The 12,495-nt window shown below is 75.4% G+C and carries 8 protein-coding genes; 4 read left to right on the top strand and 4 right to left on the bottom strand.

What is annotated here, in order from left to right:
• Positions 1 to 16: 16 nt before the first annotated feature.
• Entirely contained in the window at positions 17 to 223 is a 207-nt protein-coding gene (locus IH45_RS1000000148600) for a DUF5133 domain-containing protein (RefSeq protein WP_030663009.1), read from the bottom strand.
• Between the two features lie 289 nt (positions 224 to 512).
• On the opposite strand from IH45_RS1000000148600, the gene IH45_RS0106950 reads away from it, so the two are divergent.
• Both IH45_RS0106950 and IH45_RS0106945 read left to right on the top strand, forming a co-directional pair.
• Positions 513 to 1,730, top strand: coding sequence for an FUSC family protein (locus IH45_RS0106950; protein ID WP_158812952.1), 1,218 nt, complete (start codon positions 513 to 515; stop codon positions 1,728 to 1,730).
• The gene (locus tag IH45_RS0106945; RefSeq protein ID WP_050514598.1) at positions 1,702 to 2,703 is read left to right on the top strand and encodes a PP2C family protein-serine/threonine phosphatase; all 1,002 of its coding nucleotides are present in this window, start codon (positions 1,702 to 1,704) and stop codon (positions 2,701 to 2,703) included. Before IH45_RS0106950 ends, IH45_RS0106945 begins: the two co-directional genes overlap by 29 nt.
• A 27-nt stretch (positions 2,704 to 2,730) precedes the next feature.
• Here IH45_RS0106945 and IH45_RS0106940 read toward each other — a convergent pair whose 3' ends face one another.
• A complete protein-coding gene (locus IH45_RS0106940) occupies positions 2,731 to 3,249 on the bottom strand; it encodes a DinB family protein (protein ID WP_030663005.1) in 519 nt (172 codons plus the stop codon).
• Positions 3,250 to 3,366: 117 nt separating this feature from the next.
• Complete coding sequence (locus tag IH45_RS0106935; RefSeq protein ID WP_078897314.1) at positions 3,367 to 7,134, bottom strand: nSTAND1 domain-containing NTPase; 3,768 nt, start codon at positions 7,132 to 7,134, stop codon at positions 3,367 to 3,369.
• A 320-nt stretch (positions 7,135 to 7,454) separates the two neighbouring features.
• Here IH45_RS0106935 and IH45_RS0106930 point away from each other — a divergent pair, with 320 nt between their 5' ends.
• Positions 7,455 to 8,738, top strand: coding sequence for a DUF6986 family protein (locus tag IH45_RS0106930; protein WP_030662999.1), 1,284 nt, complete (start codon positions 7,455 to 7,457; stop codon positions 8,736 to 8,738).
• Positions 8,739 to 8,745: 7 nt separating this feature from the next.
• On the opposite strand, the gene IH45_RS1000000148595 is transcribed toward IH45_RS0106930, so the two are convergent.
• The gene (locus IH45_RS1000000148595) at positions 8,746 to 9,915 is read right to left on the bottom strand and encodes a TolB family protein (protein ID WP_030662996.1); all 1,170 of its coding nucleotides are present in this window, start codon (positions 9,913 to 9,915) and stop codon (positions 8,746 to 8,748) included.
• 320 nt (positions 9,916 to 10,235) lie between these two features.
• Between IH45_RS1000000148595 and helR the strand changes: the two genes are divergently transcribed.
• Positions 10,236 to 12,407 (top strand): RNA polymerase recycling motor ATPase HelR, encoded by a 2,172-nt coding sequence (gene helR, locus IH45_RS0106920; protein ID WP_030662993.1) that lies wholly within the window; start codon positions 10,236 to 10,238, stop codon positions 12,405 to 12,407.
• The last annotated feature ends 88 nt before the right edge of the window (positions 12,408 to 12,495 follow it).

Raw genomic sequence — 12,495 nt, 5'->3', positions numbered from 1 at the left:
CGCCCAGGACCCGTGCTCAGGCCGCCCGCCGGTATTCCGCGTCATGCGCGCGCAGGAGGCGGCGGGCCTCGCGGAGAGCGGTGGCCGGGTCGCGGTGGCCGGTGTAGACGCCGAGGGTGTAGGAGATGTCGTCGAGGCGGGCGGCTGCCGGGGCGCCGCCCCGGGTGAGGTGCTGGTGTTCGTGGACGAGGTCGCGCAGCACCTGGTAATTGATCAGTCGCATGGGGTTCCCTTTTCTGTGCGGGGAGAACGGGGTGATCGTCGCCGGTAAATGCAGATCCATCCGCCTGCTGCTTTTCCGGTGCCCCGCGAGGGGAGGGAGCGGCGGGACTTCGGGCCCCTTGTCCGTGGGACTTCCGTCGGTACGGGGAAGGCGAACGGCACCTTTTCCCGCCGCGCCCATAATTTGTCGCCGAGAGCCGCATAACCCGTGTACGTGACGGACACACCATGGTCTCGGAGGCCGTCATCGAAGGCCGGAAAGGCCGATGCGGCGGACGGAAGGGGAGCATGTGCGGGAGAAGAGGACGGCGCGCTGGGCGGGTGCCGTGCGCCCGGCGCGCCTGCGGGACGGGCCCTGGGCCGTACGGTGGCTGGTCGCGGTCCGCGCGAGCGTCGCGGCCGCCCTGGCCTGGCAGCTGTGCTCCAGCGTGTGGGGGACGCCGCGGCCCGCCCCGGCGGTCGTCGCCGCGCTGCTCGTCGTCCACCCGACGGTGTTCCGGTCCTGCACGGCGGGCCTCCAGTACGCGGCCGGGTGCTCCCTCGGCGCGCTGATCGCGCTGCCCGCCGCGGTCCTCGTCGGGCCGACCTGGCTGAGCATGAGCGCCGTACTCCTGCTGTCCCTGCTGGCCGCCGGGCACGAACGGCTGGGCGCGCACGGCCTGCACGTACCGATCACCGCGGTGTTCGTCCTCCTGCTCGGACCGAGCCACGCGCGGGAGATCGGGCCGCACCTGCTGCAGATCGGGGTGGGCATCTCCGTCGCGGTCCTCTTCAACGCCCTGCTGCCCCCGCCGCTGCGGCTGCGCGCCGCCGAGACCGCCCTGGACCGGCTGCGCGCCGAACTGGCGGGGGTGCTGGACGGGGTGGCCGACGCGGTACGCAAGGCCCGGCACCCGGACGATGTGCTCGACCCCGACTGGCGCGATCGCCTGGCGGAGCTCACCGCCCAGGCCCGCAGCGCCCTCGGCCAGGCGCACGAGAGCCTGCGCTGGAACGTGCGCGCGCCGAACCGGCACACCGTCTGGCACCTGGACCAGCGGGTCCTGGAGAGCCTGGAGCGCGTCGCGCACGACGCGGAGGCGGTCGTCGCGGCGCTCGACGACCTTGCGGCGCAACGCCCGGCCGCCGTGGCGCCTGATCCGTACGGCACAGCGCGGACCGACGCCTGGGACCAGGAGTTCCGGGCCGGGTACGGGCGGCTGCTGACCTGTCTGGCCCTGTGCGTCCGCGGCTGCCGGGGCGGCAGCCCGCACCCCGTCCTGCCCGCCACCCGCCGCGTCTGGCGGGAACTCGCCGAACGCTGCGGCGACCGGCACGACAGCCTGGACGCACGGCTGGCCGAGTGCCGCCTTCTGATGCTCCTCGACCGGTCGCTCCAGCACGTGGCGGGCGGGCGCCACCGTACGGCGCGTGCGCCCCGGAGCCGTACCGCCACCGCCGAACTCACCGTCGTTGCCGGGGAAACCAGGGAAGAGACCCATGCGCAAGCTGATGCCCGGCACCGCTGAGCATCCTGCCGGACACACCCGCACCCGGTGCGCGCTCCTGCTGCCGCGCGCGCTGTTCGTCCTGGCCTTCGCCCTGTTCGTCCTGGCCATCGTGGCCGTGTCGATCGGCTCGCCGAATCGGCTCACCACCGGGCCGGTGTCCGAAGCGGCAGTGTGTACGGCACTGGCCGTCGCGCCGGTGGCCGTCGTCGGCGAGGCGGTACGGCAGCGGCGACGGCGCGCGCTGAACCGGGCGGACACCTCGGCCGCGACCGCGCAGCGGGTCCTGCTGCGGCCGCTCCCCGGCCGGATCGGGGACCTGCGCCTGCGCGGCACCTACCTCCCGGCCCGGACCGCGCCCCGCAGCGGCGGCGATCTCTACGACGCGGTGCGCAGCCCGTACGGCACCCGGCTGCTCATCGGCGACGTACGCGCCAAGGGGATGCTCGCGGTGGAGGCGTCGGCGGTGCTGCTGCGCGCGTTCCGCGAAGCGGCGTACGAGGAAGAGACGCTGAGTGAGGTGGCCCGGCGGCTGGAGGGCGACGCGCGGCGGCACATTGCGCGGCTGCCGGGCGCGGAGACACCCGAACGGTTCGCCACCGCCCTGCTGGTGGAGATCCCGTCCGGGCCGGTGGCCCGGGTGGTCCACTGCGGGCACCCGGAACCCCTGCTGGTCCGGGACGGGCGGGTACGGGTCTGCCCGCCGGAGCGGCCCGGTGCCCCGATCGGCATGGCCGACCTGGTGGGCGCCGGGCACGCGGTCCATACGCTGCCGTTCCGGGCGGGGGAGCGGCTGGTGCTGTACACCGACGGGTTCACCGAGGCGCGCGATGCGGCGGGGCGCTTCCTTCCCTTCGCCGAGCGGGTCGCGGAGCGGGCCGCCGCGCCGCTGGACGACCTGGCCGACGGGCTCCGCGCGGACCTGGTCCGGCACACGGGCGGGGAACTGCGGGACGACGCGGCGCTGCTCGCCGTCGAGCGCGTCCCCGGGTGAGCGGGCCCGCCCGTCCGGGTCCGGCCGCTACTCGCCCGTCGCGCCGTCGATCCGCTCGCGCAGCAGGTCCGCGTGCCCGTTGTGCCGCGCGTACTCCTCGATCATGTGGACGTACACCCACCGGAGGCTGATCGTCCGGCCGTCCGTCGTGGTGAAGGTGTCGTCCAGGCTGCGGTGGGCCACGGCCTGGTCGGCGGCGTCGATCTCGGCGCGCAGGGTGGCGAAATCGGCCTCGGCCCCGGCGGTGTCGAGCACCTCGAAATCCGTGTCCGGCCGCTCGTCGGTGTAGTACAGGGGGCCGACCTTCTGGCCCGCGACCCGGAAGCGGAACCAGCTGCGCTCCACCTCGGCCATGTGCCGGACGAGGCCGAGCAGCGTGAGGTTCGACGGTTCGGCGCTCGGCCGGACGAGCTGTTCCGGCGTGAGGCCGGCGCACTTGCTCAGCAGGGTGTCGCGGTGCCGGTCCAGCCAGCCCTGCAGCATCGTGCGTTCATCCGCCACGTACGGCTCGGTGCGGCGGTCAACTTTTGGTGCGGTCCATGTCATGCCGGAGAGTGTCACCTGACAGGTGCGCGGAACGCCACACCTTATTTTCCGGGCGTCCGGGACCGCCGTGGCGGCAGAGCCCGGGTACCGAACTCCGGCCGGTGTGCATCCAGGTTCTCAGGGGTCGCAGATCGGCTCGTACGGCACATTGGGCAGCAGCTCCTGCCAACGCGCGGGCCCGGTCCTGCCCACCAGCGGGCAGATGCGCCCGGCCACCCGGTTCGCGTCCAGGTCCCACAGCCGCACCGAGCCGTCCGCGCCGGTGGTCGCCAGCGTCCTGCCGTCCGGCGCGTAGGCCACCGACCACAGCACATCGGTGTGCCCGGTCAGGGTGGCGGTCTGCGTACGGGCGGCGGTGTCCCAGATCCGTACGGTGCTGTCGAAGCCGACCGTGGCCAACTGCCGCCCGCGCGGGGCGAAGGCGATGCCCCGCACCGACCCGGTGTGGCCGCGCAGCACACCGGTGCCCCGCTGCCGGCGCACATCCCACAGGCGCACCGTCCGGTCGTTGCCCGCCGAAGCGAGCGTGCGCCCGTCCGCGCTGAACGCCACTGCCCACACCGCGCCCGTATGCCCGCGCAGCACCCCGGCCCGACGGTGCGTGGCGACATCCCACAGCCGGACCGTACGGTCGTCGCTCGCGCTCGCCAGCAGCCGCCCGTCCGGGCTGAACGCCACACCGTTGACGAAGTCGTCGTGGCCGGTCAGGACGGTGGACCGGCCCCGCGTGAGGTCCCACAGCCGGACCGTGCCGTCCTCGCTCGCCCCCGCCAGCAGCCGCCCGCCGGGGGCGAAGGCGACCCCGAACACCGAACCGCCCGGCCCCGTCAGCAGCCGTTTGCGGGCGCCGCTCGCCGCGTCCCACAGGCGTGCGGTCCCGTCGGCGCCCGCGGTGGCGAACGTCCTGCCGTCCGGGGCGTAGGCCAGGTCCCGCACCGGCCCGTGGTGGGCGCGCAGCGGCGGCCCCAGCTGCGTACGCGCGCGGACGTCCCACCGCTGGACCGTGCCGTCGACGCCCGCGGCGACCAGCCGCCGCCCGCCGGGGGCGAAGGCGACGGCGGAGCGGCCGGACACCGGGCGGGCGGTCAGCGCGGCGCCGGCCGGGTTCCACAGGGCGATGGTCCGGTCGAAGCTGCCGGTGGCCAGCGTGTGGCCGTCCGGGGAGAAGGCGACGGCGAGGACGTAGTCGCTGTGCCCGGTGAAGGCGGCGACGGTACGGCGGGTGGCGACCTCCCACAGGCGCGCGGAGCCGTCGCCGGACGCGGACGCGAGGGTGTCGCCGTCGGGGCAGAACGCCAGCGCGTTGATGTCGTCGTTGTGGCCGGTGAGCCGGGCGCGGACGGTCATCCGGCGGGTGTCGTAGAGCGTGACCGTACGGTCCGTGCCGCCGACGGCCAGCGTCGCGCTGTCCGGGCTGAAGGCCACGGCCACGACGCCGTCGCCGTGCCCGGAACGGTCGGCGAGGACGGTGGGGGCGGCGGGACGGCCGGTGGCGGACAGGGCGCTGCCGGGGGCCGACGCGGTCAGCGACGGCGGCAGCCGCCAGACCCGGAGCCGGCCGCCCGCGTCCCCGCGGGCGAGCAGGCGGCCGTCCGGGCTGAACGCCACCTTGCCGGTCCCGGCGCCCCCGCGGCCCGGCAAGCGGGCCATCGGCCGCATGCGGGGCGCGTCCCACAGGGTCACGCTGCCGCCGGGGCCGGTGGAAGCGAGCACGTCGCCGCGGGCCGCGCCGCCGCGGCCGGCGGGCGCGAAGGCCACCTCGCCGCCGTCACCGTCGCCGGGCACGGTGACGGCGGGCGTACGGCGGGCGGTGTCCCGGACCCGTACGGAGCCGTCCGCGGCGCCCGCGGCCAGGAGGCGGCCGTCCGGGCTGAAGGCGACACCGCGGATCCGCGGCGCACCGGTGGTGAGGGCGGTGACCGGCGGGCGGCGGGTGCGCCGGTCCCAGAGCCGGACCGTGCCGTCCGAGCCGCCGCCCGCCAGGAGCCTGCCGTCCGGGCTGAACGCGGCGCCGTTGACCGGCCCCTGAATGCCCGTCAGGCGCCCGGCGAACGGCCGGGCCTGCGTGCTCAGCAGTGCGCTGCGGGAGGCGGGGGAGGGGCGCATCCGGTATGCCTCGGCGGCGAGCAGCATGGCTGCCTCGGGCTGCCCGGTGGCCACCTGCCCTGAGCGGGCGGCCAGTTCACCGGCGTACGCGTCGCGGCGCCCGGCCTCCGCCGTACGCCACTGCTGCACCGCCAGCACCCCCGCGCACACGGCGAGCACGAGCAGCACGGCGAGGGTGCCCGCGAGCCTGCGGCGGCGCCGCACCCGGCGGCGGCCGGCCCGGGCCGCGGCCGCCTCGCGCTCCTGCGAGGCGTGCAGAAACTCCTCCTCCAGCGGGCTGAGTCCGGCGTTCTCCCCCTGCTGCCCGGCCCACTCGCGGGCCACCGCCAGCCGCGTGCCCCGGTACAGCGCCGCGGTGTCCCGCCCCTCCCGCTTCCAGGCCCCGGCCGCCTCCGTGAGCCGCTGGTGGACGACGAGCCCGGCCCGGTCGGCGCGGATCCAGCCGCGCAGCCGCGGCCAGGCCCGCAGCAGCGCCTCGTGGGTGATCTCCACGGTGTCCGCGTCGAGGGTCAGCAGCCGGGCGCGGACGAAGACGTCGATCACGGCGGCGGTCTTCTCCGGGTCCGGCAGATGCTCCAGCAGGCGGTCGTGCGGCACCCGGCGGCGCGTCTCGCCCGCGATCTCGCCGACCTGGACCAGCCGCAGCAGCACCTGCCGCGCCGTGCGCCGCTCCGCCGGGTCCAGGCCGGCGTGCACCCGCTCGGCGGTGGTGGCGACGGCGCCGTGCAGACCGCCGGTCAGCCGGTAGCCGGCGACGGTGAGGGTACGGCCGGAGCGCTGCTGCCAGGTGGCGAGCAGGGCGTGCGCCAGCAGCGGCAGCGCGCCGCCGGCCACCGGCTCGTCGTCCCCGTGGATGCCCAGGTCGGACAGGAGCAGCTCTTCGAGGCCCGCCTCCAGCTCCAGCGCGGCCTCCCGGGCGGGCCGGGTGATCGCCGCGCGGACTTCCCGTACGGACATCGGGCGCAGCGCGAACACCCCGGCGGACAGGGCCGGGGCGAGCGCGGGGTGGTCCAGGCACTGGCCGTAGAAGTCGGCGCGGACGCCGAGGACCACGGCGCACGGGGCCTCCCGGGCGGCAGCGCACAGCGCCGTGACGAAGGCCCGCCGCTCGTGGGCGTCCTCGCAGGCGGTGAAGACCTCCTCGAACTGGTCGACGACGAGGACCAGGCGGGGACGGGAGCCGAGCGCGGCGCGTACGGCGGCGGGGCACTGCTCGGGAGCCCCGGACAGCTCCTCGGCGGTGACGGCGGGGGCCGTGCCCGGGGCCGCCGGTCCGGCCAGCGCCGCGGCCAGTTCGGTGAGCGGGTGCGCGCCGGGCGTCAGGACGCGGACCGGCCAGTGCCGGGAGCCGGGCAGGGCCCCGGCGCGCAGGGCGGGCAGCAGTCCGGCCCGCAGCAGCGAGGACTTGCCGGCGCCGGACGGGGCCGCCAGAACCAGCGGCCCCGCGCTGTCCACGCGCTCGGCGAGGCGGCCGACCAGGGCTGCGGTGGCCCGCTCCCGGCCGAAGAACCACGGGGCGTCCGCGGCGGTGTAGGCGGCCAGTCCCGGATACGGGCAGCGGTCGCCGGGGGTACGGGCGGCCAGCAGCCGGCTGAGCGTGCCCTGCGCGGCCAGGGCCGCGTCGCAGCGGCGGGCCACGTCGGCGGTCGGCGGCTTCTCACCGTTCTCGATCTTGCTGAGGTAGCCCTTGCTGTAGTGCACCAGCTGGGCGAGAGACCGGAGGGAGACCTCCCGCTCCCGCCGCAGCCGCCGCAGCGCGTCCCCGAACTCCTCCGGCATGCAGCCCCCCACGCCTCGTGCGGGCGGCCGGGCTCCCGGCCACCCGCACCGCGCCGGTGATGCTACGCACGGGCGTTCCGGCCCGGCCGGTGATCGCGGGGGAAGCACTGAAAGGGGTGAAACGGGATACCTCGGTACGCGGGCGCACGGCGCGCGAGACGGGGAACGCTCCCCATGCGGTGCCTGCTCGATCCGCTCGCCGAAGGGTGTTGACCTGCGGTCTAGGCCCGGATAACTTCGCTCTACGGATTGTTGATTCCGTAACGCGGAAACGTGCGGAAACTCTGCGGGGCGGGCGCGAACCACTGGGAGGGTGTCGGATGGGGCAGCACGAGACGGTGGCGACGAGCCTCGCGCCCACCGTACGCGAGGAGATAGGAACCGCACTCGCGGACGTGGACGCGGACCTCGCGCGGCGCTACCCGGGCGACCCCGGCACCCGGCAGCCGGTCCACACGGTCTACGTACCCGGCGACGCCGTCACCGCCGGCACCCTCCGCGAGTGGGGCGATGCCGCCCTCGCCGCGCTCGACGAGCACGCGCCGGACGCCGAGGCGTTCGCCGGCGTTCTCGGCCTCCCGGACGACCTGGCGGAGCCGGTGTACGAGCGGGTCCGGGCCAAGCTGGAGCGCGAGCCCGTCGAGGACCTGCGCATCGACTTCGAGGACGGCTACGGGCCGCGCCCCGACGCCGAGGAGGACGAAGCGGCCGCCCGCGCCGCCGCCCTCGTCGCGGGCGCCTTCAAGGACGGCACCGCGGCGCCTTACATGGGCATCCGCATGAAGTGCATGGAGGCCGCCGTCCGCGACCGCGGCATCCGCACCCTCGACATCTTCCTCACCGGCCTGATGGCGGCCGGCGGCCTCCCCGACGGGCTGGTCCTGACCCTGCCCAAGGTCAGCTATGCCGAGCAGGTCACCGCCATGGCGCGGCTGCTGGAGGCGTTCGAGAAGACGCACGCGCTGCCCGACGGCCGGATCGGCTTCGAGATCCAGATCGAGACCCCCCAGTCGATCCTCGGCGCCGACGGCCGCGCCACCGTCGCCCGCATGATCGAGGCCGCCGGGGGCCGTGCCACCTCCCTGCACTACGGCACCTTCGACTACAGCGCCTCCTGCGGCGTCAGCGCCGCCCACCAGGCCCCCGACCACCCGGCGGCCGACCACGCCAAGGCCGTCATGCAGGTCGCCGCGGCCGGTACCGGCGTGCGCCTGTCCGACGGCTCGACCAACGTCCTACCGGTCGGCGCGACCGCCCGGGTGCACGACGCCTGGCGGCTGCACCACGGCCTGGTGACCCGTGCGCTGGCCCGCGCGTACTACCAGGGCTGGGACATGCACCCGGCCCACCTGCCCACCCGCTACGCCGCCGTCTACGCCTTCTACCGCGGCGGACTTGAGCAGGCCGCCGCCCGGCTCACCGCGTACGTCTCCAAGGCCGGCGGCGACGTGCTGGACGAGCCCGCCACCGCCAAGGCGCTCAGCGGTTACCTGCTGCGCGGCCTGGACTGCGGCGCCGTGGACCCGGCCGAGGTCGCCCGCCTGACCGGACTCACCCGCGCCGACCTGGACGCCCTCGCGGGCCGCCCGGCACCGGCCGCCTGACGGCCCGTCACCAGCGGCGTACGAACACGTCGTACGCCGCGTTGGTGTCCCCGGGCACCAGATCGGCCGCGTCCGAACTGAACGCCACCGCCCGGCCCTCGCCGTCCACCGCCCCGCTGCCCGCCCGGTCGCCCGGGCCCACGTCCCGGCGCTGTCCGTTCCGCGCGTGCACGAGGACCAGCCGGCCGCCCTCCGCGACGAGCACCCACCGGCCGTCCCCGCTGACCGCCTTCGCCACCGCGCCGTCGCCCGCCACCTGCCAGGTGCGTCCCGCGCGCAGGTCGCGGACGTAGGCATGCGGGCCGGGCTTGGTGCCGCCGGGCACGACGTTGCCGGCGGTGGACGTGAAGGCCGCGAACCGGCCGTCGGCGCTGAGCTGCGCGAGCCGCGCCGGGCCGTCGGCCGGGGAGCCGTCGTGCGTGGTGTCCACCTGCTCGACCTCGCCGGTGTCCCGGTCGCGCACGAACACGTCACCGGTGTCCGGGCCGCTGCCGCCGCGCCGGTGGATGCCGTACGCCGCCACCCGGCCGTCCCCGGAGAGCGAGCCGCCGTCGGCGAGCGGATAGCCGGAAGGCCCGGCGGGAGTGAGGAGTTCGTCGGTGCCGCGGTCCAGGTCGCGGACGTACAGCAGCACGGGGGCGTTGCCGTGCCGGTTGGTGATGGTGTACGCGAGGTGCCGCCCGTCGGCGCTCAGCCCGGCGACGTCGCTGATCTCGCTGCCGACCGGCGGGTCCTTCGGGCGGACCTGCTCCGTCGTCCCAGTGCGGCGGTCGTGGACGTACGGGAGCGGATAGCGCGTCCCCGTGGAGAACGCGACGTACCGCCCGTCCGCACTGATCGCCAAGGGCCCGCCGCCGTACCCCTGCGGCTTCGGGACCTGCGTGAGCTGCCCGGTGACCGTGTCCTTGACCAGGAGCACGGGGAAGTAGCCCGCGCCCAGATTCGGGGCGGCGGACCAGAAGACGACGTAGCGCCCGTCCGCGCTGACGGCGGCGGGCCCGGATGCGCCGTCGGCCTGCGCACCGTCGGAAGCCGTGCTGACCCGCTGGACGGAGGACGCGGGCGCGGCGGCGGTGGATGCGGGCGCGGCGGCCCGCGCCGGGCCCGGGGCGCACAACCCCACCACGGCGGCACCCACCGCACCGACTCCGACGACCGCACGCACCGACCGTGACATGCCTCGCCCCATGCCCGCCCCCAAGCCCGCCCCAAAAAACGAAAAAGCAAGGAGTTGCCCACTCCTTGCCACTCTCAACTTATAGCGCACAGGGGGGCTTGCGGCAAGGCCCCGGTCATGCCGCACAATCGCTCGCCGAAGGGCCAGAACCTGCGGGAATAGGAGATAAGCGAAGTACGTACGGGGATGTCGGCGTACGGGGGGTGCGGTGACGGCGGGCCGACGGGGGAACCCGCGCCGCGGTCACAGGTCTCCGGCGCCGCGCCGCGGGCGTACGCGCGGCAGGACCCCGCGGGCGGCCCAGGATCGGAGCTGACACCATGCATTCCCTGACCACCGGCGTGTTCGACCTTCCCGACCGCCTCGCCGCCAAGGCCGACCCGAAGCTGACGGCGGCCGACGAACGGCACTTCGCGGCCATCGCGGAGAGCCTGGACCGGACGATCACCGAACTGTCCGACCGCCTCGACGCCGAACTCAAGGCGCCCGGCGGCACCGGCCGGCAGGCGATGGACCGCGACGCGGAGGTCCACCGGCTGACCGGACGGCTGCGCGCGCTGCGCCGCTTCGGTCTCGACCTGTGCCTCGGCCGGATGGCCGGCGCGGACGGCACCGATCCCGTGTACGTCGGACGGCTCGGCCTCACCGACAGCACGGGCCGCCGGCTGCTGGTCGACTGGCGGTCCCCCGCGGCCGCGCCGTTCTTCGGCGCCACCCACGCCGACCCGATGGGGCTGACGAGCCGCCGCCGGTACCGCTGGACCCGCGGCCGGATCACCGACTACTGGGACGAGGTCTTCACCGCCGAGGGCCTGGAAGGGCACGCCGCGCTCGACGACCACTCCGCCTTCATCGCCAGCCTGGGCGGCAACCGCTCGGCGCGGATGCGGGACGTCCTCGGCACCATCCAGGCCGACCAGGACGCCATCATCCGGGCCGGGTCCCGCGGCGCCCTCGTGGTCGACGGCGGACCCGGCACGGGCAAGACCGTCGTGGCCCTGCACCGCTCCGCCTACCTCCTGTACTCCGACCCCCGCCTCGGACACCGCCGCGGCGGCGTGCTGTTCGTCGGCCCGCACCGGCCCTACCTGGCCTACGTGGACGACGTCCTGCCCAGCCTCGGCGAGGAAGGCGTACAGACCTGCGTCATACGGGACCTCGTCGCCGAGGGAGCCGAGGCGGTGGACGAGAGCGACCCGGAGGCGGCCCGCCTGAAGTCGTCCGCCGGCATGGTGAAGGCCATCGAGAAGGCCGTCGGCATCTACGAGGAACCGCCCGCCAGGGGGATGACGGTCTCGACCGACTGGGGAGACGTCCGGCTGACCGCCGACGACTGGGCCGAGGCGTTCGAGGCGCCGGACCCCGGCACTCCGCACAACGAGGCGCGCGAGCAGATCTGGGAAGAGCTCGTCGCGATCCTGCTCGACAAGCTCGACGGCGACGTCCCGGGCCACGACTTCGAGCGGGCGCTGCGCCACGACGGGGAACTGGTCACCGCCCTGCACCGCGCCTGGCCGCTGCTCGAAGCCACCGATCTGGTCTCGGACCTCTGGACGGTCCCCGCCTACCTGCGGCTGTGCGCCCCCTGGCTCAGCACCGACGAAGTGCGCAGGCTCCAGCGCAAGGACGCGCCCCAGGCCTGGACGGTGTCCGACCTGCCGCTCCTGGACGCGGCCCGGCAGCGCCTCGGCGACCCGGAGGCGGCCCGCACCAAGCGCCGGCACGCGGCCGTCCTCGCCGCCCAGCGCGAGCGCATGACGCAGGTCGTCGACAACCTGATAGACGCCGCCTCCGCCTCCGGCGCCGACCTCGACGAGGGCGAGGGCCTGGTGACGATGCTGCGCGGCCAGGACGCCCAGGTCAGCCTGGTGGACGAGGCCGAACTGACCATCGCGGAACCGGACCGGCTGGCCGGCCCGTTCGCGCACATCGTGGTGGACGAGGCGCAGGAACTGACCGACGCGGAATGGCAGATGCTGCTGCTCCGCTGCCCGTCCCGGAGCTTCACCATCGTCGGCGACCGCGCTCAGGCCCGGCACGGCTTCACCGAGTCGTGGCGGGAGCGGCTCGAACGGATCGGCCTGGACCGGATCGACGTGGCCTCCCTGAGCATCAACTACCGCACACCGGAAGAAGTCATGGCGGCGGCCGAACCGGTCATCCGGGCCGCCCTCCCGGACGCCAACGTGCCGACCTCCATCCGCCGCGGCGGCATCCCGGTGGTCCACGGCCCCGTCACCGACCGCGACGCGATCCTCGGCCACTGGCTCGCCACACACGACGACGGGATCGCCTGCGTCATCGGCGACCCCACGTTCCGGGCGACGCCGCGTGTCCGGTCGCTGTCCCCGGAGCTGGCGAAGGGGCTGGAGTTCGACCTGGTCGTCCTCGTCGATCCGGAGGACTTCGGCGGGGGCGTCCAGGGGGCGGTCGACCGCTATGTCGCGATGTCGCGTGCGACGCAGCAGCTCGTGATCCTGACGAGCTGCTAGGGCCGGTCCTCCGACGGCCTCGCCGGCCCCGCTCGACGACGGGGCCGGCCGGGTCGGGGTCGGCCGGGGCCGTCGGAATCCCGGGTGC

Source organism: Streptomyces rimosus subsp. rimosus (genome assembly GCF_000720725.1).
In the GTDB taxonomy this organism is placed as follows: domain Bacteria; phylum Actinomycetota; class Actinomycetes; order Streptomycetales; family Streptomycetaceae; genus Streptomyces; species Streptomyces rimosus_A.
The sequence above is the reverse complement of the archived record's forward strand: the minus strand, read 5'-3'. Positions and strand labels throughout refer to the sequence as shown.